Source organism: Capnocytophaga bilenii, from assembly GCF_017565765.1.
Taxonomy (GTDB): Bacteria; Bacteroidota; Bacteroidia; order Flavobacteriales; family Flavobacteriaceae; genus Capnocytophaga; species Capnocytophaga bilenii.
This window is the reverse complement of sequence record NZ_JAGDYP010000002.1, coordinates 219209-243485: the sequence shown is the minus strand read 5'-3', so window position 1 is coordinate 243485 and position 24277 is coordinate 219209. Positions and strand designations below refer to the sequence as shown.

Below are 24277 nucleotides of genomic sequence, written 5' to 3'. Positions count from 1 at the left end.
ATACTCATAATTATAAATATCTAATCAACAAAAAAGCTGCCTTAATGGGCAGCTTTTTTATTTCTTTATTTATCATTTATTCAGCAGCTGGAGCTTCAGCAGCAGCTTGTTGCTCAGTAGCAACTTTCTTCTTACCACGGCGAGTAGTACGTTTTTTAGCTACTTTTGCAGCATTATAAGTAGTATTATAATCTACAAACTCTATCATCGCCATTTCAGCATTATCGCCCAAACGATTACCCAATTTAATAATACGAGTATATCCTCCAGGACGGTCGCCCACTTTAGTAGCTACTTCCTTGAAAAGCTCAGTAACAGCATATTTGTTGCGCAATTTGCTAAATACAATACGGCGATTGTGCGTAGTATCTTCTTTAGATTTTGTTACCAAAGGTTCTACAAACAATTTAAGAACCTTAGCTTTAGCCAAAGTCGTATTGATACGTTTGTGCTCAATCAAAGATGAAGCCATATTAGCAAGCATCGAATTTCTATGAGCAGTTTTTCTTCCTAAATGATTTATTTTATTTCCGTGTCTCATTGTTTCTAATTAAATAATGCCAGAAAGCAAGTTAATCCTTATCTAATTTGTATTTTGATATATCCATACCAAAAACAAGCCCCTTATTCGCCACAAGCTCATCAAGCTCTATAAGCGATTTCTTACCAAAGTTTCTGAACTTCATCAAGTCAGCTTTGTTAAACGACACCAATTCTCCTAATGTCTCTACATCAGCCGCCTTTAAGCAGTTAAGCGCCCTAACCGATAAATCCATATCCACAAGCTTTGTTTTAAGCAGCTGGCGCATATGCAATGATTCCTCATCATAAGCATCCGTTTGCGCCACCTCATCAGCCTCAAGCGTAATACGCTCGTCCGAAAACAGCATAAAGTGATGTATCAGTATTTTAGCAGCCTCTGTAAGGGCTAATTTTGGGTGTATAGACCCGTCCGTTTTAATATCAAAAACTAATTTTTCGTAGTCAGTTTTTTGTTCAACACGGTAATTCTCAATAGAATACTTAACATTCTTTATAGGTGTAAATATCGAATCCGTAGCGATAGTCCCTATCGGTGCGTTATGTTTCACATTCTCCTCTGCCGATACATAACCACGTCCTTTTTCTATGGTAATAGTTATCGTAAAAGAAGCGGTAGTCTCCATATTGCATATAAGTAATTCAGGGTTCAACACCTGAAAATTAGAGAGTACCTTTTGAAAATCACCGGCAGTCAATTGCTTTTTACCAGAAACATTGATAGTAGCCGTTTCCTCTTCTATATCCTCCACTTGGTGTTTGAAACGCACCTGTTTTAAGTTCAGAATGATTTCTGTAACATCCTCCCTTACACCTGGTATCGTAGAAAACTCGTGTTCTACCTTATCAAATTTCACAGAAGTAATAGCAAAACCTTCTAACGAAGAAAGCAACACCCTGCGCAATGCGTTACCAACGGTTAAACCATAACCTGGTTCCAAAGGGCGAAACTCAAATCGCCCCTCGAAATCAGATGATTCAATCATTATAACTTTATCTGGTTTTTGAAAGTTAAATAATGCCATATTATGACTGCTGTCTTTTTTATTTATTATTTAGAGTACAACTCTACGATTAACTGTTCTTTAATATTCTCAGGAATCTGAATACGTTGAGGCACTGCTACAAAAGTGCCCTCCAACTTCTCAGGATTCCAAGTAAGCCATTCATATACACTGCTATTTGCAGCCAATGAATTCTCTATAACACTTAGTGATTTCGATTTCTCACGCACACCCACTACATCACCAGGACGCAATGTATACGATGGAATATTTACGATCTCACCATTTACAGTAATGTGACGATGCGATACCAATTGGCGTGCAGCACTACGTGTAGGCGCAATACCCATACGATACACTACATTGTCCAAACGTGATTCACACAATTGAAGAAGCACCTCACCTGTAATGTGTTTACTCCTTTTTGCCTTTTCATACAAATTATGAAATTGCTTTTCCAATATACCATAAGTATATTTAGCCTTTTGTTTCTCTTGTAGCTGAATAGCATATTCCGAGCGTTTCGCTCTGCGGCGTGCAATACCGTGTTGTCCAGGAGGATAATTCTTCTTCTCAAACGATTTATCATCCCCGAAAATAGCTTCACCAAATTTACGAGCTATTTTAGTTTTTGGTCCTGTATATCTTGCCATTTTTATTAGTTTATGTGAAAGGTAATTATGAATTAAGGCATTCCTTCGATAATAATTTAACCCCTCTTTTACTTGTTAGTACTCTACTTTATTAAACTCTACGTTTTTTAGGAGGACGACATCCATTGTGTGGTAGCGGAGTAACATCAATAATCTCAGTTACCTCAATACCCGCATTGTGAATTGTACGTATTGCCGATTCCCTACCATTTCCAGGACCCTTTACATACACTTTCACCTTCTTTAGTCCAGCGTCAAAAGCCACCTTTGCAGCATCTTCTGCAGCCACTTGGGCAGCATAAGGAGTATTCTTCTTAGAACCCCTAAAATTCATCTTCCCAGCCGATGACCACGCAATCACGTCCCCTTTCTTATTCGTAAGAGAAATGATTATGTTGTTGAAAGTAGCCGAGATATGTGCCTCACCTACCGACTCTACTACAACTTTCCTCTTCTTAGAGACCTTTGCATTTTTTGCATTCTGTTTTGCCATACTTTTAACTAATTATTATTTAGTCGCCTTCTTCTTGTTAGCAACAGTTTTTCTTTTACCTTTCCTTGTACGAGAGTTATTCTTCGTCTTTTGCCCACGCAATGGCAAACCATTACGATGGCGAATACCACGATAACATCCAATATCCATTAAACGCTTAATGTTCAACTGAATCTCTGAACGTAGTTCACCCTCAATCTTATAAGACGCAACCACCTCGCGAATACGGCTGATCTCATCATCATTCCATTCGCTTACCTTTGTGTCTTCATTCACCTGAGCTCTATCTAATATCTCTTTAGCTCTACTTTTTCCGATACCAAAGATGTAAGTTAAACCAATAACCCCTCTCTTGTTCTTTGGTAAATCAATACCTGCAATTCGTGCCATAATTATCCTTGTCTTTGTTTAAATTTAGGATTCTTTTTGTTGATTACATACAACCGTCCCTTTCTGCGCACTATAATGCACTCGGAACTCCTCTTTTTAATTGATGCTCTTACTTTCATTCTTTTTATTTATATAAAATTGGAAATGAGTGTGCAAAGCTACAACTTTTTTTTATATTAGCACCATTATTATGCCAAAAATATTACAAATCATTGCAACAACACCCCCATTTTTGCGTCATTATTATCACCTAAGATACTATGTATCAGTACTTTTTTATGATTGCTAATTCTTCAACCCTAAACGTTGAAAAATTAGCAACCAGAAAAAAAATGTTCAAAAAACACCTAATACCGGTAGGTAATACGAGCCTTGCTCAAATCATACGGACTCATCTCAAGCTTCACCTTATCACCCGGTAAAAGCTTAATGTAATGCATCCGCATTTTACCCGATATATGTGCTATCACCACGTGCCCATTGTCCAATTCAACCCTGAACATCGCATTTGATAACGATTCCACTATCGTACCGTCTTGTTCTATTGCTGCCTGTTTAGCCATATACAATTAAGATGCTTTTCTATTTTTACCCGTCTTCATCAGTCCATCATAATGACGATTTAACAAGTACGAATTCACTTGCTGCATAGTATCAATAGCAACACCCACCAAAATCAATAGTGAAGTACCACCATAAAATAACGCCCATTGATCCTGCATACCTATAATCTTAAGCATAGATGGGAAGATAGCCACCAAAGCTATAAATATAGCACCAGGTAAAGTAATCAACGACATTATCTTATCCAAATAATCACCCGTTTCCTTACCAGGGCGTATCCCAGGTATAAAACCTCCACTACGCTTCAAATCATCAGCCATCTTATTAGTAGGCACTGTAATTGCAGTATAAAAATACGTGAAAAGTATAATCATAGCCGCAAACAATAAATTATACCAAAAACCAAAGATGTCCGAAAATGCAGCCTGAACATTCTTTGCAAATTCCGACTGTGATAAACCAGCCACCGTTGCAGGTACAAACATCAATGCCTGAGCAAAAATAATAGGCATCACACCCGCAGCGTTCAATCGCAAAGGTATATATTGGCGCGCTCCAAATACATTCTTCTCAGTTGCCACACCACCATCAGCAGTCCTACGAGCATACTGTACAGGAATTTGGCGCACCGCCTTTATAAGGTAAATACACAACAATACAATTACAAACCACAAAATCACCTCTATCAGTATAAGCATCAGCCCACCGTTACTCGCCGTCAAGCGAGACGCAACCTCCGCCGCAAAAGCACGAGGAAAACGAGCTATGATACCCACCATAATCAATAACGAAATACCATTACCAATACCCTTATCAGTGATCTTTTCGCCCAGCCACATAGCAAAAATAGTACCAGTAACCAAAATAATTACCGCAGGAACTATAAAGCCCAAGCCCTTGCCCAATACAAACGCACTGTCAGGTACACCAAGCTGGTTAATACCATACAAATAAACAGGCGCCTGTACAAGACAAATAGCTATCGTTAGCCAACGTGTGATTTGGTTTATCTTCCTACGCCCACTTTCACCCTCTTTCTGTAACTTTTGTAAATAAGGAATCGCAATACCCATCAGCTGTACAACAATCGAAGCCGATATGTAAGGCATAATCCCCAATGCAAATATAGAAGCATTGGAAAACGCCCCACCGGTAAACGCATTCAATATATCCAACAAGCCACCTCCAGAAGTCCTACTCGCAAGCTCGTGTAGTTGTGCTGAATCAATACCTGGCAATACAATATGAGCCCCAAAACGATATACCAACAATACTCCCAAAGTAAGTATAATCCTATTCTTAAGCTCCTCTATCTTCCAAATATTGGTCAAGTTCTCGATAAACTTCTTCATAAATAAATTTTAGTATTACAAACCTACAGCCTCACCTCCAGCAGCCTCTATCGCAGCCTTAGCTTTAGCAGTAAATTTATGAACCGATACTTTTAGTTTCGCTTTTAGTTCTCCTCCACCCAATATCTTTACATTATCAGTACTTTTTACAAGGTGTAACTGAACTAAGGTTTCCAAACTCACCTCATCTTTCACACGTCCTGCATCCACCAATTCTTGCAATTTAGAAAGGTTGATACCCACGTATTCCTTACGATTAAAGTTCTTAAAACCAAACTTTGGTACGCGTCTTTGCAAAGGCATTTGGCCACCCTCAAAACCTACCTTGCGAGCATAGCCCGAACGTGATTTCGCTCCTTTGTGACCACGTGTAGATGTCCCTCCTTTTCCAGAACCCTGTCCACGACCCACGCGCTTCCCATCTTTGTGTGTTGAACCCAATGCGGGTTGTAAATTACTTAAACTCATAATTTTGCACAAAATAATTATTTAACTTCCTCTACAGAAATTAAGTGTTTTACCTTATTAATCATCCCAACAATGCTGGGCGTAGCATCGTGCTCTACACTCACACCTATACGTGTAAGACCCAAAGCCTCAAGCGTAAGTTTTTGGTTCTTAGGACGCTTAATGCTACTCTTCACCTGTGTTACTCTCAATTTTCCCATAGTTCCTTGACTATTAACCTTTAAACAATTTTTCCAATGTAATACCACGTTGTGCCGCAATAGTCTTCGCACTGCGAAGCTGCAACAAAGCATCAAACGTAGCCTTTACCACATTGTGAGGGTTTGACGAACCTTGTGATTTAGAAAGCACGTTATGAATCCCTACCGACTCCAATACCGCACGTACCGCACCACCAGCTATCACTCCAGTACCCTCAGTAGCAGGCTGTAAAAATACACGCGCACCACCAAATTTACCTTTTTGTTCGTGAGGCAAAGTAGTACCATTCAAAGGAATACGCACCAAATTCTTCTTTGCATCCTCTACCGCTTTCGCAATAGCTTCCGAAACCTCTTTAGATTTCCCTAAGCCGTGCCCTACAACGCCATTCTCGTCTCCCACTACCACTATAGCCGAAAAACCAAATGCACGCCCCCCTTTTGTTACCTTAGTAACTCGTTGCACGCCTACCAAGCGATCCTTCAATTCCAATCCACTTGGCTTTACATATTCTACATTTCTATACTTCTGATACATAATTAATTAGAATTTAAGTCCGCCTTCTCTCGCACCATCTGCCAACGATTTTACACGCCCGTGATACAAATAACCACCTCGGTCAAAAGATACCTTTTCAATACCCTGTTTCAAAGCCTTTTCAGCAATAGCTTTGCCCACCAATGCAGCCTTCTCAGTCTTAGTACCCTTTGCAGCACTTATTTCCTTATCACGTGATGAAGCCGATAAAAGTGTATGCCCTTTAGTATCATCTATGAGTTGCACATAAATCTCATTATTGCTCCTAAAAACAGCCAATCGTGGTTGCTCTGCAGAACCCTTTACTATCTTCCTGATTCTGCTCTTAATACGATGCCTTCTTTCTATTTTTGTTAATGCCATAATTCTATCTATTAAGCTGATTTACCTGCTTTTCTTCTCAACACTTCACCCACAAACTTAACCCCTTTACCTTTGTAAGGCTCTGGTTTACGGAAACTACGTATCTTAGCAGCTACCTGTCCTAAAAGTTGTTTGTCGTGAGAAGTCAACTTTATTATTGGGTTCTTACCTTTTTCGTTCACAGTCTCAAGCTTCACCTCGCTTGGCAACTCCAACAAAATATTGTGCGAAAAACCAAGAGCTAAGTCTAGCTTTTGCCCTTGATTTGTTGCACGGTAACCTACCCCCACTAATTCTAATTCTTTAGTGAACCCTACCGATACTCCTATCACCATATTGTTCACCAAAGCACGGTATAAACCGTGTTTCGCATTCTGGTCTTTTGTATCAGCCGTAGTTTCAAACACTAAATGTCCATCCTCTTGCTTTACAGCAATGTCTTTAACCTCTTGGGTCAATTCGCCTAATTTCCCTTTTACAGTTACTACGTTATCCTTTATGGTAACAGTAACTCCTGCAGGAATATTGATGGGTGCTTTACCTATTCTTGACATCCTTTTTTGTCTTTTTAATTGATTAGTAAACGTAACAAATTACTTCCCCTCCTATGTTTAGCTCACGAGCCTTTTTACCTGTCATCACTCCTTGTGATGTCGAGATAATAGCAATGCCCAAGCCATTCAATACACGTGGAAGATTATCAGCCCCAGCATACTTTCTAAGTCCTGGACGGCTCGCTCTTTCTATATGCCTAATAACTGGTTCTTTAGTAACCTTATCGTATTTCAAAGCTATTTTGATGGTACCTTGCACTGTACTCTCATCATCAAATTTATAGCTAAGTATATACCCTTGGTCAAAAAGAATCTTTGTAATTTCCTTCTTCAATTTCGATGCAGGAATCTCCACTATTCTATGACCAGCGCTATTAGCATTTCTAATTCTTGTTAAATAATCTGCGATAGGATCTGTATACATAATTCTGTCCTTTTAATTAATTACCAACTTGCTTTCTTTACTCCAGGAATTAATCCCTTGTTTGCCATTTCGCGGAATAATACACGTGAAATTCCAAAAGTACGCATATACCCTTTAGGACGCCCTGTAAGTTTGCAACGGTTGTGCAAGCGTACAGGCGAAGCATTTTTAGGAAGCTTTTGTAGTGCTTCATAATCCCCAGCCTCTTTCAATGCTTTGCGTTTCGCAGCATATTTTGCCACCAATCTTTGTCTTTTCACCTCGCGGGCTTTCATTGATTCTTTAGCCATATACTTAGTTCTTTTTAAAAGGTAATCCTAATTCGCTCAATAATGATTTCGCTTCCTTGTCAGTATGCGCCGATGTTACAAACGTAATATCCATACCCGCTATCCTATTGATCTTGTCAATATCTATTTCAGGAAAAATAATCTGTTCCGTAACACCCAAATTATAGTTTCCACGACCGTCAAAACCATCTGCCTTTACCCCTTGAAAATCCCTTACTCGTGGTAATGCCGCTGTAATCAAACGATCCAAAAACTCATACATACGCTCCCCGCGCAATGTAACCTTAGCTCCAATAGCCATTCCCTTACGCAATTTGAAAGACGCAACGTCCTTCTTAGAGTAAGTAGCTATCGCTTTCTGTCCTGTAATCTTCGTAAGCTCATCAATAGCATAATCTATTTGCTTCTTATCAGCCACTGCCGAACCCACTCCACGGCTCACCACTATTTTTTCAAGCTTGGGAACCTGCATTACATTCTTGTAGCCAAATTCTTCCTTTAGAGCCGCCACTATGCGCTCTTTGTATTCTTGTTTTAATCTAGGTACGTAAGCCATATTATATTACTACATTAGATTTTTTAGAAACTCTCACCTTCTTACCTTCTCTTAGTTCATAACCCACACGAGTCGCTTTTTTCGTCTTAGGGTCTATAAGCGAAAGGTTCGATACGTGAATAGATGCCTCTTTTTTCACTATGCCTCCTTGAGGGTTTTGAGCACTAGGTTTCGTGTGTTTGCTCGCCAAATTAAGTCCCTCAACAATCGCTCTGTTTTTCTCACGATCCACACGTAACACCTTGCCTTCTTTACCTTTTTCGTCTCCAGCAATAACTCTTACGGTATCACCTTTTTTAATTTTTACTTTCATCAACTTTGCAATTTAAATATTAAAGTACTTCAGGCGCCAACGAAACAATCTTCATAAATTGCTTATCGCGAAGCTCCCTTGCTACAGGCCCAAATACACGGGTACCCCTCATCTCTCCTGCCGCATTCAATAGAACACAAGCATTCTCATCAAAACGGATATAAGAACCATCAGCACGGCGTACCTCTTTCTTAGTCCTTACTACCACTGCGGTCGATACCTGCCCCTTCTTTACGTTACCGTTAGGGGTAGCCTCTTTCACAGTTACCACAATCTTATCACCTACTGAAGCGTAACGTCTCTTGGTACCGCCAAGTACTCGTATCGTTAAAACCTCTTTTGCCCCAGTATTGTCAGCTACTTTTAGTCTCGATTCTTGTTGTACCATAATTACTTAGCTCTTTCAATGATTTCTACTAATCTCCAACATTTGGTCTTGCTCAATGGGCGTGTTTCCATTATGCGCACTGTATCTCCAATGTTGCAATCGTTCTTCTCATCGTGCGCTACATATTTCTTTGTACGCAACACGAATTTACCATACATAGGGTGTTTTACACGTTTTACTTCCGATACAACGATAGATTTATCCATTTTGTTGCTCGTAACAACTCCTATCCTTTCTTTTCTTAAATTTCTTTTTTCCATAAGGTAACTCTCCAGAATTATTGTAATTCTCTTTTAGTTAACTCGCTATACAATCTCGCTACCGTTCTCCTCAAAGTACGTAACTGTATAGGTTTCTCTATTGAAGAAATTGCGTGCTGTAGTTTTAGTTCAGCATACGTTTTCTTATACTCACCAAGCTTATCTTGTAGCTCGGTAACTGTCAATTTACTAATTTCAGACTGCTTCATCGCTCTTTGAATTAATTTTGTTGATAATCACGCGCTACTACAAGCTTCGTCCTCACAGGCAATTTCTGTGCAGCCAAGCGCAACGCTTCCTTAGCTACCTCCATAGGCACTCCACCTACTTCAAACAATATTCTACCTGGTTTCACTACAGCTGCCCAATATTCTACAGCTCCTTTCCCTTTACCCATACGCACTTCCAAAGGCTTCTTCGTAATAGGTTTATCCGGAAAAATCTTTATCCATAACTGCCCCTCACGTTTCATATAACGAGTCGCAGCCACACGAGCCGACTCTATTTGGCGCGAAGTGATAAATGCAGAATCCAAAGATTTGATACCGAACATACCATTTGAAAGCAAAGTACCTCTATGAGCCACCCCTTTCATTCTACCTTTCTGTTGTTTGCGATATTTCGTTCTTTTAGGTTGTAACATCTCTTTTTCTCTTTATTAATTACTTTTTACGACGCGCCTTCTTTGGTGCTCCACCTGCAGGCTTGTCACTATTCTTACCCGAGAAACCACTACCACCTACATTCTTTTTGCTCATTCCCACAAGCGGTGATAAATCTCTCTTACCGTAAACTTCGCCCTTCATAATCCACACCTTAATACCCATACGTCCATAGGTAGTATGTGCTTCTCCAATAGCGTAGTCTATATCTGCCCTGAAAGTAGATAAAGGAATACGTCCCTCTTTGAAACTTTCAGAACGTGCCATTTCAGCACCATTCAAGCGTCCCGAAATCATCACTTTTATACCCTCAGCATTCATTCTCATAGCCGAAGCTATCGCCATCTTAATCGCACGTTTGTAAGAAACACGACCCTCTATTTGATGTGCAATACTTGCCGCTACCAACGCCGCATCCAATTCAGGGCGTTTAATTTCAAAAATGTTTATCTGAACATCCTTTCCAGTGATTTTCTTCAACTCTTCTTTCAGTTTATCTACCTCTTGCCCACCTTTACCTATAATGATACCAGGACGTGCCGTAGTGATAGTTACCGTTACAAGATTGAATGTGCGTTCTATTATTACGTGAGCTACACTAGCTTTTGATAAACGAGTTTGAACATATTTTCTGATTTTGTCGTCTTCAGCTAGTTTGTCTCCGTAGTCATTGCCACCATACCAGCTAGACTCCCATCCTCTGATAATGCCAAGGCGATTCCCGATTGGATTTGTTTTTTGTCCCATAGTTTATCTTAGCTTTCTGTATTATTGTTTTTAGCCCCTAACACGATTGTTACGTGGTTAGAACGTTTTCTAATTCTGTGTGCTCTCCCTTGCGGTGCAGGACGCAATCTCTTCAATATAGCGCCTCCATCCACTCTTATCTCCTTAACAAAAAGTCCTGCCGATTCCACATCTCCATCAGCATTCTTAGCTTGCCAGTTCGCTATTGCCGATAACAACAACTTTTCCAAACGCGCAGCTGCCTCTTTTTGATTAAATTTCAAAATAGCAAGGGCTTTATCCACTTGTACACCACGTACCAAATCCGCTACCAAACGCATCTTGCGTGGCGAAGTAGGGCAGTTATTCAACTTCGCAAATGCCAAGCCTTTTTTAGCTTCTTTTATCTCGTCTGCTCTTAATTTTTTTCTAACTCCCATAGCCTTTATTATTTTTTACCTTTATTTTTCGCCCCAGCGTGTCCCCTAAAAGAACGCGTTGGTGAAAATTCTCCTAATTTATGTCCCACCATATTTTCTGTAATATATACAGGAACAAACTGACGACCATTGTGCACCGCTATAGTCTGACCCACAAAATCAGGCGTAATCATCGAAGCGCGTGACCACGTCTTTATTACCGTCTTTTTACCAGACGCTATATTCTGTTGAATCTTCTTTTCTAAGCTATAGTGAACGTAAGGTCCTTTTTTTAATGAACGTGCCATCTCTTAGTCTCTTATTTTTTTCTGCGTTCTACAATATACTTATTACTTGCCTTCGTCTTAGAGCGTGTCCTGTAACCCTTAGCAGGGATACCTTTACGCGAACGTGGGTGTCCACCTGTAGCACGACCTTCACCACCACCCATTGGGTGATCAACAGGGTTCATAACTACTGCACGCGTACGAGGACGACGACCTAACCAGCGAGAACGTCCCGCTTTACCAGACAATACCAATTGGTGGTCTGAATTCGATACAGCTCCAATCGTTGCTAAACACGTAAGCAAAATCATACGTGTCTCTCCTGAAGGCAACTTTACTGTCGCATACTTCCCATCTTTTGCCATCAATTGTGCAAAAGTACCAGCAGAACGAGCTATATTAGCCCCCTGCCCAGGACGCAATTCAATACAAGAAATTACAGTACCCAGCGGAATTTGTGAAAGTGGCATCGCATTCCCTATCTCAGGAGCTACATTCTCTTGCCCCGAAACAATCACTTGGTCAACCTTCAATCCAGCAGGAGCGATAATATAACGCTTCTCACCATCATTATATTGCACCAAAGCGATAAATGCAGTTCTATTAGGGTCATACTCTATAGAAACCACTTTTGCACCTTCCCCAAATCGATTCCTCTTGAAATCAATAATACGGTACTTCTTTTTGTGACCACCACCTATGTAACGCATGGTCATCTTTCCTTGATTGTTTCTACCTCCGGTCTTTTTCAACGGAACAAGCAAACTCTTTTCCGGCTTATCAGTAGTAATGGTGTCAAATTCGTTTACTACTCTAAAACGCTGACCAGGGGTAATCGGTTTTAATTTTCTAACTGACATCTTCGTCTATTTGTTAAACACTTTATATATTACTATAAAAATCTATAGTCCCTTCTTCAAGCTGTACTACTGCCTTCTTCACTGCATTAGTCTTGCCCACTTGCAAGCCCGTCTTAGTATAACGCGTAGTACGCTTTGGCCCGTAGTTAAGCGTACGAACCTCTTTCACTTTAACGCCATAAGCAGCTTCAACCTCGTTCTTAATCTGTATCTTATTAGCGCTCTTCGCTACTTCAAAGGTATAGCAGCTTCTTTCTTCGCTATCCTTATTAGTCTTTTCTGTACTTACAGGTTTTATTAATACGCCCATTGTTCTTCTTATTTTGTTAAAATTGACTCTAATACTGCCACCGAACTCTCTGTAAGAACCACCTTAGCCGCATTCACTACTTGGTAAGTATTTAATTCCGAAGCAGTTACCACTTGTGAGTTCTCTACGTTACGAGATGACAAATATACGTTATTATTTACTTCTGGCAACACAAATAACGATTTTTTTTCTGATAGCCCCAAAGCATTTACCACCGCAGTAAAATCCTTAGTCTTAGGAGCCGCAAAACTCAAATCCTCTACTACTACCAACGCTTGGTCTTTCACCTTAGCACTCAATGCCGAACGGCGTGCCAAACGTTTTACATTCTTAGTAAGCGTTTGTGTGTAATCCTTAGGACGAGGACCAAATATACGACCTCCGCCCACAAATACAGGCGATTTTACACTACCTGCACGAGCTGTACCTGTACCCTTTTGCTTTTTAATTTTACGAGTACTACCCGCTACCTCATTTCTCTCTTTAGCCTTGTGAGTACCTTGACGCTTGTTTGCCAAGTAACGTTTCACGTCCAAGTATACCACGTGATTATTAGGCTCTATACCAAAAACAGCGTCCGAAAGCGTTACCTTTCTACCTGTCTCTTTACCTTCTTTATTTAATACTGCTACTTCCATTATTTGTGAATAGTTACGTAAGCGTTTTTGTGACCCGGAATACATCCTTTTACTACCAATAGGTTCTTTTCAGCTACCACCTTCAAAACCTTTAAGTTTTGCACTGTTACATTCTCTGCACCCATTCTTCCAGCCATACGCATACCTTTAAATACACGTGATGGATATGACGATGCTCCTACTGAACCTGGCGCTCTTAGTCGATTGTGCTGCCCGTGAGTAGTCTGTCCTACTCCTCCAAAACCGTGACGGCGTACAACCCCTTGAAAACCTTTACCTTTTGAGATACCTGTAACATCTACAAACTCCCCTTCGGCAAAATAAGCCACAGTGATTACATCACCCAACTTGTAGTTATTGTCAAAACCTTTAAATTCAACGAGTTTTCGCTTTGCAGACGTGCCCGCCTTCTTAAAGTGACCAAGCTCCGCTTGATTTGCACGCTTATCTGCTTTGTCATCGAAACCCAATTGAAGTGCCTCATAGCCATCTACTTCTTTGGTTCTGACTTGGGTAACTACGCAAGGACCTACCTCTATGATGGTACATGGTATATTTTTACCATTCTCATCAAAAATGCTGGTCATTCCTACTTTCTTTCCAATTAACCCAGACATAAAATTAAATATTAATTAAATTAGTTATTATTCTCTCGTTACAATTAATAATTCGCAATAAATCATTAATCATTATAAATGGTTCAGGGTCAAAAAAATGCCTTAGGCTTTTTAACCCTGAATCATTTTTTTCCGTTTTTCCCTAACCCGCAGTTTCGGGACATTTTAAGTATCGTTAAGCCAACACTTTGATTACGATATCTACACCACTTGGCAATTCAAGCTTCATAAGCGCATCTACTGTCTTTGCCGATGCACCGTAGATTTCCAATAAACGCTTGTGCGAACTTAGCTGAAATTGCTCACGTGCCTTTTTGTTTACGTGAGGCGAACGCAATACAGTAAAGATTTTTTTGTGTGTAGGCAATGGAATAGGACCCACTACCGCTGCACCTGCAGCCTTCACTGTTTTTACAATCTTTTCAGCCGATTTATCTACCAAGTTATGGTCGTATGACTTTAACTTTATTCTTATTTTTTGTTGATTGCTCATCTGATTACCAATTTTTTAATTGCCTCTTGCGGCTTTTATTACTTCATCTGCAATGTTACTTGGAGTCTCTGCATAGTGTGAAAACTCCATTGTTGAAGTTGCACGTCCTGATGAAAGCGTACGAAGCGCTGTTACATAACCAAACATTTCTGATAGTGGCACAAACGCTTTGATAACTTTAGCTCCATTACGGTCGTCCATATTGTTCACTTGTCCACGACGACGGTTCAAGTCACCCACTATATCACCCATATTTTCTTCTGGAGTAATTACTTCCAATTTCATTATAGGCTCCATTAGTACCGCTTTCGCTGCGCGTGCTGCCTCTTTGTATCCCAATTTAGCAGCCAATTCAAATGACAATGAATCCGAATCCACAGGGTGGAATGAACCATCGATAAGAACTATCTTCATCGCATCCATCTCAAATCCTGCCAATGGACCATTTTTCATAGCCTCTTTGAAACCTTTTTCTACTGAAGGAATATACTCTTTAGGAATGTTACCACCTTTTATCTCATTGATGAATTCCAATCCCACTTTGCCTTCCTCAGCTGGCTCCATACGGAATACGATGTCAGCAAATTTACCACGACCACCAGTTTGTTTCTTATAAACCTCACGGTGATCTGCCTTGCCTGTAATCGCCTCTTTGTACTCTACTTGTGGCTGACCTTGGTTTACTTCCACCTTAAACTCACGTTTCAAGCGGTCTACAATGATATCCAAGTGCAACTCACCCATACCCGAGATGATAGTCTGTCCAGAAGCTTGGTCTGTTTTCACTTGGAAGGTAGGGTCTTCTTCAGCCAATTTAGCCAATGCCATACCTAGTTTATCAACGTCTGCTTTTGTTTTAGGCTCTACTGCAATACCAATCACAGGATCTGGGAATACCATACTTTCAAGTACAATAGGATATTTCTCATCGCAAAGTGTATCACCTGTTTTGATATCTTTAAAACCTACTGCTGCCCCTATATCACCTGCTTCAATGTATTCAATAGGATTTTGCTTGTTAGCGTGCATTTGGTAGATACGAGAAATACGCTCTTTGTTACCAGAACGAGTGTTCAATACATAAGAACCCGCATCCAAGTGTCCTGAGTAAGCACGGAAGAATGCCAAGCGTCCTACATAAGGGTCAGTAGCAATCTTAAATGCCAATGCTGCAAAAGGTGCATCTACTGCTGGTTTGCGTAATGCTACTTCACCTGTATCAGGGTTAGTACCTTCAATAGCCTCTTTGTCAAGTGGTGAAGGCAAGTAGCGGCATACAGCATCAAGCATAAATTGCACCCCTTTGTTTTTGAAAGATGAACCACACACCATTGGGATAATTGCCATATCCATTACAGCAGCACGCAATGCTTTGTGTATCTCTTCTTCTGTGATAGAGTTTTCATCTTCCATAAATTTCTCAAGAAGACCTTCGTCATAACCAGCAACCTCTTCTATAAGGTGAGCGCGGTAATTAGCTACATCTTCTTTCATATCCGCAGGTATTTCTACTACGTCAAAAGTAGAACCTGAGTTTTCTTCGTGCCATACAATAGCACGGTTTTTAATCAAATCTACAACACCCTTAAAGTCTGCTTCATCACCAATAGGCAACACGATAGGCACCGCGTTTGATTTTAGCATATCTTTCACTTGGTTGCAAACGTTTAGGAAGTTAGCACCTTGTCTATCCATTTTGTTTACAAAACCAATACGAGGCACTTTGTAGTTGTCAGCCAAACGCCAGTTAGTTTCAGATTGTGGTTCTACACCATCAACTGCCGAAAACAAGAATACCAATCCGTCCAATACACGTAGTGAGCGATTCACCTCTACTGTAAAGTCCACGTGACCGGGAGTATCTATAATGTTGAAGTGATACTCCTTAGCATCAGCTGTAGGTTTTCCATTTTCGGTAGGAAAATTCCATTTACAAGTAGTCGCTGCCGATTGGATAGTAATACCGCGTTCTGCTTCTTGCTCCATCCAGTCCATAGTAGAAGCCCCATCGTGCACTTCCCCTATTTTGTGCGTTTTACCTGTATAAAATAGAATACGCTCTGTAGTAGTCGTTTTACCAGCATCAATGTGTGCTGCAATACCTATGTTTCTTGTATATTTTAAATCTCTACTCATTGTTTTAATTAAAATCTAAAGTGTGAGAAGGCTTTGTTAGCCTCAGCCATACGGTGTGTATCCATTTTCTTCTTTACAGCTGCACCTTCCTCTTTTGAAGCCGAAATAATCTCAGCAGCCAATTTCTGTGCCATAGATTTTTCATTGCGCTTACGTGCATATCCAATGAGCCATTTCATTGCCATAGACACTTTGCGGTCTGGGCGAATTTGCATAGGTATTTGGTAAGTAGCTCCACCCACACGGCGTGAGCGTACTTCCACGTGAGGCATTACGTTGCTTAGCGCATCTTTCCATACCTCCAACGCCGATTTTTCATCGTTATTTTTCTTTTGTTCTACAATGTCAAGTGCATCGTAGAATACTTTAAAAGCCACTGATTTCTTACCATCCCACATCAAGTTGTTCACAAAACGCGTTACCAACTGGTCGTTAAACTTCGGATCTGGTAAAAGTGGGCGCTTTTTAGCCTGTCTTTTTCTCATTTCTTTTTAGTTAAAAGATTTTGTGTGTTAAATTACTTTTTCTTACCTTTAGCTGGTGCTGCAGCGGCTTGTCCTGGTTTAGGGCGTTTCGCACCGTATTTAGAGCGGCGTTGCGTACGTCCTGCTACTCCAGCAGTATCTAGCGCCCCGCGCACTATGTGGTATCTAACACCTGGTAAATCTTTTACCCTTCCGCCTCGTACCAATACTATCGAGTGCTCTTGGAGGTTGTGTCCTTCACCAGGGATGTATGCGTTCACCTCATTGCCATTAGTCAAACGTACACGCGCTACTTTACGCATTGCAGAGTTCGGCTTCTTAGGCGTTGTGGTATATACACGAGTACATACGCCTCTACGTTGTGGGCACGAATCCAAAGCCACCGATTTACTCTTCTTGGTAATTCTGGTTCTTCCTTTTCGTACTAATTGTGAAATTGTTGGCATAATTTACAATACTATATATTAATTTTATTTGTTTACTTGCCTTTTTAGCATAGCCCCCTGCACCTATCGCAGTTCTATATGCTGATTTTCAGACTGCAAAAGTAATACTTTTTTTTGAATTACAAAAAACTTATGCAGCTTTATTTATTTACCCCTTCAGACTCTATAATAAATACAATTTTATAATAAATTCATAACTCGTTTATTATCAATATTTTATATAACAATCGTCTTTATATCGCATTTTAGAAGCTTTATACAGTTTGTTACAAATATCACAAAATAATTTTCTGCAAGCAAATATATTTTGTACATACCATATAGCTATCATTCCCTCATCGTAAGCTATTATGAGGGCATTACTTCATTTGCACAAACTCTAAATGCAAGTTTTCGCGCAAAATATTGTGTATACACGTCCTAAGTTCATCTTCCACCATAGGTTTAGAGGCTATAAGCCCTATATTAGGTTCGTAATAAGGGTGTTCCACTACTTTTTCACCTTGCGTGTCAGGAAAGAGGGCGTACAATCCACTTATTTTTCGGTTTCTGCTACCATAAATACCCGTGCGTACCAAATATTTCTTCTCCAAGCTGGGCAAGTGTATGGTTCGCACATTCTTTAGTATAGAGTATTTAGCATCAAAAAGGTAATACTTGTGCTTGTGCTGCTCTTTGTTGATAATCTCTATGATAAAATCAGGTTGATAAAAATCGTCCTTGTCTTTATCTATGCGTCTCAATAAGGTGTCGTTATAGCCCACACCCTCGCCGTAATACTTGTGGTCGTAATACAAATTAACCTCAAAGTCATCGTTGGTAAAAGCCATTTTTTCAATCACGGGCTCTTCTTTTTTCCAAACGTTATCTACTCTGAAGAGTGATAGCTTAAGACTTGCCTTAATAGTATCTATTATTTGGAAGAGGTTGTAAAGCTCGTACAGCTTGCTCAGCTTGCTAATATTTAGCAGTTTAGATTGCCCTATCTGTACAGATTTATAATTGCCCAAGTTTTTGATAAGCTCATAAGCACGTTTGTAGTGAGGCTTCTGGCTGAAGATAGAGGTAAGCACAGGTTTTTCTATCTTGGGCGATACATTGGCAAAAATACTGCTATAGCGGCGTTCAAGCACTCGCACCTTGCGTTCCACCGCCATAGCCTCGTCCAGCAATCTGATGAAAGGCAAGCGGCGAAGGTCTTTAAAGTCCACGTATTTATCAGCATCAAAACTCGTATTCCTGATATTAGATTTTATTTCTATATCTCTCTTTAGTGCCTTTAGCCTTTTGATAATGATAAAAAAAGCACCCATTATCACTTGGTTTTCATAGGTATTGAAATCTTTGGTTTCCACTTCTGTACTGATGTTATCTATCAGCCCATAGCGGTCTTTTATTTGTATAGCCTTGTAATGCCCCTTATAAGATTCGTCAAATTGTATTTCGTCCAAGTTGTTGAGTATCCATTGTATAGCGTTAGGGCTCATTTTATTAGAGTTGAAAGGGAGCATTGTATTCTTCTTGCGAAGTACAAAGTGGGGTTGTTTTTCAAAATAAGGCAACAACTTTTCCAAAACGCTTACAAACGTGTTTACAAAGGAGAAAAAATTAGTAATTTGGGTAATTTCGCTTTGCTTTTGGCGTACTTCTATATTGCTGTTCTTGGCGTAAAAGGCATCTAAAAATCGCTCTTCTTTGCGCCATAGGTAGGCAAAAAGATCTTCTATTTCCGAGAGTTTCAGTTTCCCTATACGTACGTTTATTGCAAAAGTATTCCCATCAATAAGGAGGGTTATACCGCCAAAAAAATCTTCAAAATATCTATTTTCAGCAAATATAAAGGTATTGTCTTCCATACGTAGGTAGGCAGAAGGTATAGGGGTGCCTTCCACACTCGCCTGTATGGGTTTTATCTCATTGGGCAGGTAGTGCAGTTCGTAGAGTCCTAATTCAAGAACGTTGAAGACTCCCTCTTCGGGCAACACTTCGCGTTTGCCGTCATTATGAGTTTCAAAAATCCTAAGCATACGATAAGGTTAAGAAGTAACTGTAGTTACCTCCTAATATTTCATTATTTTCGCCTATTTCTATAATTTTATCCAATATCTTTTCAGATACTCTTAGCCTGTTCTCACTAAAAATACGTGAAAGCCTATCTATATGAGCTTTTTGGTTCTCGCCTTGTACGTTTATCATTGGCAAGAGGCGTTGCGCAATAGCATAGTCCAGCAATATGTTTTCGTTTAGGTCATCTATGTATTTAGACATATTGCAATAACGCTTAATCCCCAACTCTACCCTATAACTTATAGGAAGGCGTAGCTTTTTAAATACTTCTTTTATCTCACGGAATATTTCAGTATTTTCGTCACTGAAAGAAATATCAAGGTTAGGAGCGGTTTGAAAATCCAACAGCTGGAAAAAAGCAATGCACTTTTCAAACGAAATTTTCAGCGTTTCTACTTCTTCTTTGGTAATGAAACTCACCGAGTGATTCATTTCGGGCAGTTGGATAATATTAGTACGGTCTATCACACGGGGCGAGAGGGCTTCAGTGGTATAGTCGTAATTGATAGTAGCTATAAATCGCAAGTTGTTAGCATACTGCAGCGTATGGTTGTTGCCCAATTGTATAGAAAGACAATGGTCTTGCTGTGCATATGAGTCGGTAAGGTTATAGAAGTTAGACCAATAGTGCTCTATAGGGCTCAAGTTAGCTTCATCCAAGATGATGTATGCCAATGGCGATGCCAGATAGGTATTGTTTTCTACCTCGTAGTTCAGCTGTTGCAAGAGCTCATACACTCCAGTAGGGGCTGAATGAAACTTATTGGTAAGTGGGTTCTGAAAACCTATAAGGTCTTTGGGGGACGACCAGCCTCTGCTTACCGATACTTCGGTTACACGCTCTTTGGGGGCTAATATTTGGGTAAGCAAGCGCGCAAGGCTCGTTTTTCCCGTACCGGGTAGCCCTGCAAGAATAGTGAGCGTATTTTGGTGAATCGCTATCAGGAGGTTATCCACAAAATGACTGTCAAAATTACGCCCGTTTTTGCCGAGTATTTCTTTTATTTTATCGCGGTATTCTTGGTATTCTTGGTATTGGTCAGTTACCGAAAAATTAATAAATGTAGGTTGTTGTTCTTCCTGTAGGTCAGCAAGTTCTTTACCGCTAAAAATATCAAAGTACTTTTTGTTGCGAATGATATTCAGCAGCTCTTGGTAGCTATCTTTTTGCGTTTTTTTGTTTTGTTGTTGCAGGCTATTAACAATTACTGTAAGGTCTTCTTTTTCTTGGCGTAGTTGTACAAGGGTTTGTTCCTCTTCTTTTATTTCCTCTTTTACTTGTTGCCTAATAGCTTCTCGGTTTTCGCGTAAGTCTTTGAGTTCTTGGGCTATAATTTCTTCCTGTTCAGCAATTTTCTTTTGGGTTTCTTCCTTTAGGTTCGCCACGCGTTCCTCCATTTCTACAATATCATTTTGCAGTTTTTCCAATTGTTTTTGCTTGTTACCGATATTGTTTTTCAGGTTCGTTTCTTGTTCTTCCAGCTGTTCTATAGCTTTGTCTATATTTACTTTTTGCGGAAAAAGATTGCTAAGTTTATAATCAGCAATAAGTTTTTCATTAGCTTTTTCTAATAAATCGTATACGCGTTTGTTATCTTTTATGTAGTTTTTTATTTCTTTAGCATTACGTACCTCGTCTATCAAATTCAGAAATTGTTGCATCTGTTCAGGGTTCAACAATTCAGGAGAATTGCTCACTCGGCTTACAAATTCGTTTAGTATTTCTTTATCATCTTTAAAATCTATTTCTTGTATAAAATCAAGCCTATTAAAGCCCACCACGTGCAACTTGCGATTGATGTTGTAGTGCAAGAACTCCACATAAGTATTATTAGTAATACGATATTCACCAAAAGAAAAATCTTTGCGCAAATATTTTTGTATAGAAAAACAATTCGCTTCTTCTTGTCCTACGATAAGAAAAGGACCTATAATTTTACCTTCAGTTTCTACGAATATAGGAGCACTATCTTTGGCATATACATCAGTAAGGAGCGTATTGAGATTAGGCTGTTTGATGCGGATTTTAGCTTCAGCCTCCAAGATGTCAGCTTCTATAATTTCTACAATTTCATTTTTAGAAGTCGGGTTCAGATTGTTAGCAAAAGTTTTGCATTTAGGAGCATTTTCGTCATCAGAATTATTAGCTATAATATTCCCGTAGGTTATTTTTATAACTTGGTATTGATTTTCAAAACGGTCAAATCCCAATTCAGGTTTATTAATATTAAGGTTTACAAGCACCTTATCCATATCGTAGCGGTCTATATTTTGGGCTTTGCCCGCCTTTCTATCCACGTATAGCAAGGGCGTTACAATTTTATCAGGGTGATCTTCATCTTTCACTACCAAAAGGTAGTTTTCTAAAGTAAACCATTTAATGCTGTTTTCGCGATAACTAAAATCGCCTTTAATATCTTCTATTTTCATTTATTTTGATTTTAATAATTTTTATTACATCTCAAGAGACTATCCAAAAAACTAATGACTACATTGCCCTTGCGACTCGCACCAGTAATAACTATCAGGGTAAATGCGTTGTCCAAAGATAGCCGTACCTACGCGCACTATAGTAGCACCCTCTTCAATAGCCGTTTCAAGGTCGTTGCTCATTCCCATTGACAGTTCGTGCGGAGCTACATTAGGCAGTTGTAGCGCAAAAATATCTTGTTGCAAGCGTTTAAGTAGCTGGAAGCAAACACGTACTTTTTCAGTTTCGGCACTAAAGAGCCCAATAGTCATCAGCCCTTTGATGTGCAGCGTAGGCAGCTGGGCTACTTGTTGCACAAGAGTGAGAACCTCATCGGGGTGTGCACCAAATTTGCTTTCTTCACCAGAAGTGTTCACTTGTATAAAGATATCCATTTCACGCCCTTCAGCTGCTAACCGAGTATGCAATTTCTGCGCCAAATCCAATCTATCCACAGATTCTACACAAGAAACCTCATAACGAAGTATTTCTTTTATTTTGTTAGTTTGCAGATGTCCAATGAAATGGTTCGTATGAGGAGTATCTTTTAAGGCTTCATATTTTTCTTTGAGTTCCTGCACTTTATTTTCGGCAATGAGCGTATTGCCCGCTTTCAGTGCTACTTTGATACGTTCGGGTGTTACCGTTTTAGTCGCAAGAAGCAGTTTTACCTCTTCAGGATTGCGATTAGCACGTTGGCAAGCCGCCGCTATACGTTTTTTAATAACCGCTATATTTTCTAAAATATTTTCCATTTATTTTGATTTTTAATTTTCTAACTTTTTAAATCGTAATTTATTTGATGTATAATTGCATCCCCTCCTCTGCCACACACTTTGGTATCACCATCAATACAAATCCCTTGCCATAAGTGCATTGTAGCCCTTTTTGAGTGCTGCCTCTTCAGCTTTAGCCCCGTGCTGATATACTCCCAGCAAAGCAGCGTCCAAGGCACTGTAACCCTGAGCTCGTAAGCCCGTAATAATACCTGTAAGCACATCACCACTACCTGCGGTTGCCATTCCCGAATTGCCCGTGCTGTTAATCCAGTAGTGTGAACCATCCGTAATGATAGTATGAGCCCCCTTGATGACGAGCACTACCCCATATTTAGCCGCAAAGGCTTTAGCTTTAGCAAGTTTCTGATAATCATCTGTCCAATCTCCTATCAGGCGTTGTAGCTCTTTGGGGTGAGGGGTGAGTATCGCCTCCTGTGGCAATTGTGATAACAGCTGGGGGTCAGCGGCAAGTATATTAAGAGCATCGGCATCAATAACAAAAGGCACTTGAGGGTAAGCCTCAAATAGCTTAAAAAGAGCGTGGGCAGTGTGCAAGTGAGTACCCCAGCCTACACCCACCGCTATAACCGATGGCGTAAAGGGAATCGTAACCCCCGTAAAATGATGAGGATGACGGCTGGTGAGTACCATAGCTTCTGGGAGGGCTGTTTGCAGAATTTCATAACCACATTGTGGTACTGCTACCGTTAGCAAACCCGCCCCCGAACGCAATACAGCAGTACCGCTGAGTATTACAGCTCCCATTTTGCCATAGCTACCACCTATTAAAAGGGCGTGCCCGTAAGTACCCTTGTGTGAAAATTTAGGGCGACATCTTCTCTGGGGTAAGCTATCCTTAGTGAGGTAAGTATAAGTCGTATTTGTTTCAGTGAGGTATTGGGCGTCCAAGCCAATGTCTAAAATAACAAAATCGTGAATGTATTGTCCTGTCTGTGGTAAGAAAAAAGGCAGTTTAGGCGTTTGAAAAGTAAGCACTACGGTAGGCTTCACAAAAGCAGCATTCGGGAAAGGTGGCGCATCGGTGGGGAGACCCGATGGCATATCTACACTGATAATAAAGCGCCCCGAGTTATTAACTTGTTGTATAATAGTTTGTACCCATTGGGGGGCAGGACGGTTGAGCCCTGTGCCGAAGATAGCATCTATAACTACAGGCGAAAGAGTGATGGGGTGTGTAGGAGCTTGGTTAAGGATAGTGAGGGATACCTGTGTTTCTTCCAGTCTTTTTTTATTGATTTTACAATCAGCCGAAAGAGGCGCAAAGGCAAGGAGGTACACCTGCACTTGGTAGTTGTTTTCGCGTAGCAAGCGCGCAAGGGCAAGTCCATCGCCACCGTTATTACCAGCACCTGCAAGTATAGTGATAGGGTCGGATTTACTAACGTATTGGGTAACCCAAGAAAGCAGTTTATAAGCCGCACGTTCCATTAGTTGCCACGAAGTGATATGCTGTTTTTGCGAGGTAAGCGTATCGGCTTGCTTAAGCTGTAGGGGGGTAAGTATTTTCATAA

Annotated in this window: 36 protein-coding genes; all 36 read right to left on the bottom strand. The window is 40.1% G+C overall.

Annotation, left to right across the window (positions count from 1 at the left end; all coding sequences use genetic code 11):
* Nucleotides 1-76: 76 nt before the first annotated feature.
* The 36 genes from rplQ to J4N46_RS03340 all read right to left on the bottom strand — a co-directional run bounded on the left by rplQ (nt 77) and on the right by J4N46_RS03340 (nt 24275).
* Nucleotides 77-541, bottom strand: a complete 465-nt coding sequence (gene rplQ, locus J4N46_RS03515; RefSeq protein ID WP_208058173.1) for a 50S ribosomal protein L17 — start codon at nt 539-541, stop codon at nt 77-79.
* A 31-nt stretch (nt 542-572) separates the two neighbouring features.
* The gene (locus J4N46_RS03510; protein ID WP_208058172.1) at nt 573-1565 is read right to left on the bottom strand and encodes a DNA-directed RNA polymerase subunit alpha; all 993 of its coding nucleotides are present in this window, start codon (nt 1563-1565) and stop codon (nt 573-575) included.
* A gap of 26 nt (nt 1566-1591) precedes the next feature.
* Nucleotides 1592-2197 (bottom strand): 30S ribosomal protein S4, encoded by a 606-nt coding sequence (rpsD, locus tag J4N46_RS03505; protein ID WP_009415367.1) that lies wholly within the window; start codon nt 2195-2197, stop codon nt 1592-1594.
* A 91-nt stretch (nt 2198-2288) separates the two neighbouring features.
* Entirely contained in the window at nt 2289-2690 is a 402-nt protein-coding gene (gene rpsK, locus J4N46_RS03500; RefSeq protein WP_009415366.1) for a 30S ribosomal protein S11, read from the bottom strand.
* A 15-nt stretch (nt 2691-2705) separates the two neighbouring features.
* Entirely contained in the window at nt 2706-3080 is a 375-nt protein-coding gene (gene rpsM, locus J4N46_RS03495; protein WP_009415365.1) for a 30S ribosomal protein S13, read from the bottom strand.
* 2 nt (nt 3081-3082) lie between these two features.
* Nucleotides 3083-3199, bottom strand: a complete 117-nt coding sequence (gene ykgO, locus J4N46_RS03490) for a type B 50S ribosomal protein L36 (RefSeq protein ID WP_002676536.1) — start codon at nt 3197-3199, stop codon at nt 3083-3085.
* 228 nt (nt 3200-3427) lie between these two features.
* Nucleotides 3428-3643, bottom strand: a complete 216-nt coding sequence (gene infA / locus J4N46_RS03485) for a translation initiation factor IF-1 (RefSeq protein ID WP_009415364.1) — start codon at nt 3641-3643, stop codon at nt 3428-3430.
* A gap of 6 nt (nt 3644-3649) precedes the next feature.
* Nucleotides 3650-4996 (bottom strand): preprotein translocase subunit SecY, encoded by a 1347-nt coding sequence (gene secY, locus J4N46_RS03480; RefSeq protein WP_208058171.1) that lies wholly within the window; start codon nt 4994-4996, stop codon nt 3650-3652.
* A 15-nt stretch (nt 4997-5011) separates the two neighbouring features.
* Complete coding sequence (gene rplO, locus J4N46_RS03475; RefSeq protein WP_009415362.1) at nt 5012-5464, bottom strand: 50S ribosomal protein L15; 453 nt, start codon at nt 5462-5464, stop codon at nt 5012-5014.
* Between the two features lie 17 nt (nt 5465-5481).
* Entirely contained in the window at nt 5482-5664 is a 183-nt protein-coding gene (gene rpmD, locus J4N46_RS03470; protein ID WP_009415361.1) for a 50S ribosomal protein L30, read from the bottom strand.
* Nucleotides 5665-5677: 13 nt separating this feature from the next.
* The gene (gene rpsE / locus J4N46_RS03465) at nt 5678-6202 is read right to left on the bottom strand and encodes a 30S ribosomal protein S5 (protein WP_009415360.1); all 525 of its coding nucleotides are present in this window, start codon (nt 6200-6202) and stop codon (nt 5678-5680) included.
* Between the two features lie 6 nt (nt 6203-6208).
* Entirely contained in the window at nt 6209-6565 is a 357-nt protein-coding gene (gene rplR, locus J4N46_RS03460; RefSeq protein WP_009415359.1) for a 50S ribosomal protein L18, read from the bottom strand.
* An 11-nt stretch (nt 6566-6576) separates the two neighbouring features.
* Nucleotides 6577-7119, bottom strand: coding sequence for a 50S ribosomal protein L6 (rplF, locus tag J4N46_RS03455; RefSeq protein WP_009415358.1), 543 nt, complete (start codon nt 7117-7119; stop codon nt 6577-6579).
* A 22-nt stretch (nt 7120-7141) separates the two neighbouring features.
* A complete protein-coding gene (gene rpsH, locus J4N46_RS03450) occupies nt 7142-7543 on the bottom strand; it encodes a 30S ribosomal protein S8 (protein WP_009415357.1) in 402 nt (133 codons plus the stop codon).
* A gap of 20 nt (nt 7544-7563) precedes the next feature.
* A complete protein-coding gene (gene rpsN / locus J4N46_RS03445) occupies nt 7564-7833 on the bottom strand; it encodes a 30S ribosomal protein S14 (protein WP_009415356.1) in 270 nt (89 codons plus the stop codon).
* 4 nt (nt 7834-7837) lie between these two features.
* Nucleotides 7838-8389, bottom strand: a complete 552-nt coding sequence (rplE, locus tag J4N46_RS03440; RefSeq protein WP_009415355.1) for a 50S ribosomal protein L5 — start codon at nt 8387-8389, stop codon at nt 7838-7840.
* Nucleotide 8390: 1 nt separating this feature from the next.
* A complete protein-coding gene (rplX, locus tag J4N46_RS03435; RefSeq protein ID WP_208058170.1) occupies nt 8391-8702 on the bottom strand; it encodes a 50S ribosomal protein L24 in 312 nt (103 codons plus the stop codon).
* A 19-nt stretch (nt 8703-8721) separates the two neighbouring features.
* Nucleotides 8722-9090 (bottom strand): 50S ribosomal protein L14, encoded by a 369-nt coding sequence (rplN, locus tag J4N46_RS03430; RefSeq protein ID WP_002675043.1) that lies wholly within the window; start codon nt 9088-9090, stop codon nt 8722-8724.
* A 2-nt stretch (nt 9091-9092) separates the two neighbouring features.
* Entirely contained in the window at nt 9093-9350 is a 258-nt protein-coding gene (gene rpsQ, locus J4N46_RS03425) for a 30S ribosomal protein S17 (RefSeq protein WP_002675041.1), read from the bottom strand.
* A gap of 17 nt (nt 9351-9367) precedes the next feature.
* Nucleotides 9368-9559, bottom strand: a complete 192-nt coding sequence (rpmC, locus tag J4N46_RS03420) for a 50S ribosomal protein L29 (protein ID WP_208058169.1) — start codon at nt 9557-9559, stop codon at nt 9368-9370.
* Nucleotides 9560-9570: 11 nt separating this feature from the next.
* Entirely contained in the window at nt 9571-9993 is a 423-nt protein-coding gene (gene rplP, locus J4N46_RS03415) for a 50S ribosomal protein L16 (protein WP_009415352.1), read from the bottom strand.
* A 19-nt stretch (nt 9994-10012) separates the two neighbouring features.
* Nucleotides 10013-10759, bottom strand: a complete 747-nt coding sequence (gene rpsC / locus J4N46_RS03410) for a 30S ribosomal protein S3 (protein ID WP_009415351.1) — start codon at nt 10757-10759, stop codon at nt 10013-10015.
* An 8-nt stretch (nt 10760-10767) separates the two neighbouring features.
* Nucleotides 10768-11178 (bottom strand): 50S ribosomal protein L22, encoded by a 411-nt coding sequence (rplV, locus tag J4N46_RS03405; RefSeq protein WP_009415350.1) that lies wholly within the window; start codon nt 11176-11178, stop codon nt 10768-10770.
* Between the two features lie 8 nt (nt 11179-11186).
* Nucleotides 11187-11465 carry a 30S ribosomal protein S19 gene (gene rpsS / locus J4N46_RS03400; protein WP_009415349.1) on the bottom strand — a complete coding sequence of 93 codons (279 nt, stop codon included), beginning with the start codon at nt 11463-11465 and terminating at the stop codon, nt 11187-11189.
* An 11-nt stretch (nt 11466-11476) separates the two neighbouring features.
* Complete coding sequence (gene rplB / locus J4N46_RS03395; RefSeq protein WP_009415348.1) at nt 11477-12304, bottom strand: 50S ribosomal protein L2; 828 nt, start codon at nt 12302-12304, stop codon at nt 11477-11479.
* 22 nt (nt 12305-12326) lie between these two features.
* Nucleotides 12327-12614, bottom strand: coding sequence for a 50S ribosomal protein L23 (gene rplW, locus J4N46_RS03390; RefSeq protein ID WP_009415347.1), 288 nt, complete (start codon nt 12612-12614; stop codon nt 12327-12329).
* An 8-nt stretch (nt 12615-12622) separates the two neighbouring features.
* On the bottom strand, nt 12623-13252 hold the full coding sequence (gene rplD, locus J4N46_RS03385) for a 50S ribosomal protein L4 (RefSeq protein ID WP_009415346.1): 630 nt from the start codon (nt 13250-13252) through the stop codon (nt 12623-12625).
* A complete protein-coding gene (gene rplC / locus J4N46_RS03380; protein WP_009415345.1) occupies nt 13252-13869 on the bottom strand; it encodes a 50S ribosomal protein L3 in 618 nt (205 codons plus the stop codon). The genes rplD and rplC overlap by 1 nt, the downstream gene beginning before the upstream one ends.
* 175 nt (nt 13870-14044) lie before the next feature.
* The gene (gene rpsJ / locus J4N46_RS03375) at nt 14045-14362 is read right to left on the bottom strand and encodes a 30S ribosomal protein S10 (RefSeq protein WP_009415344.1); all 318 of its coding nucleotides are present in this window, start codon (nt 14360-14362) and stop codon (nt 14045-14047) included.
* Between the two features lie 15 nt (nt 14363-14377).
* Complete coding sequence (gene fusA, locus J4N46_RS03370) at nt 14378-16498, bottom strand: elongation factor G (RefSeq protein ID WP_208058168.1); 2121 nt, start codon at nt 16496-16498, stop codon at nt 14378-14380.
* A gap of 8 nt (nt 16499-16506) precedes the next feature.
* Entirely contained in the window at nt 16507-16983 is a 477-nt protein-coding gene (gene rpsG, locus J4N46_RS03365) for a 30S ribosomal protein S7 (RefSeq protein ID WP_009415342.1), read from the bottom strand.
* 32 nt (nt 16984-17015) lie between these two features.
* Entirely contained in the window at nt 17016-17429 is a 414-nt protein-coding gene (rpsL, locus tag J4N46_RS03360; RefSeq protein ID WP_002679283.1) for a 30S ribosomal protein S12, read from the bottom strand.
* 359 nt (nt 17430-17788) lie between these two features.
* The gene (locus J4N46_RS03355; RefSeq protein WP_208058167.1) at nt 17789-19456 is read right to left on the bottom strand and encodes a nuclease domain-containing protein; all 1668 of its coding nucleotides are present in this window, start codon (nt 19454-19456) and stop codon (nt 17789-17791) included.
* The gene (locus tag J4N46_RS03350) at nt 19449-21926 is read right to left on the bottom strand and encodes a hypothetical protein (RefSeq protein ID WP_009415340.1); all 2478 of its coding nucleotides are present in this window, start codon (nt 21924-21926) and stop codon (nt 19449-19451) included. Before J4N46_RS03350 ends, J4N46_RS03355 begins: the two co-directional genes overlap by 8 nt.
* Nucleotides 21927-21977: 51 nt before the next feature.
* A complete protein-coding gene (locus J4N46_RS03345; protein ID WP_208058166.1) occupies nt 21978-22721 on the bottom strand; it encodes a YggS family pyridoxal phosphate-dependent enzyme in 744 nt (247 codons plus the stop codon).
* 93 nt (nt 22722-22814) lie between these two features.
* Nucleotides 22815-24275, bottom strand: coding sequence for an NAD(P)H-hydrate dehydratase (locus tag J4N46_RS03340; RefSeq protein WP_208058165.1), 1461 nt, complete (start codon nt 24273-24275; stop codon nt 22815-22817).
* Nucleotides 24276-24277: the final 2 nt, after the last annotated feature.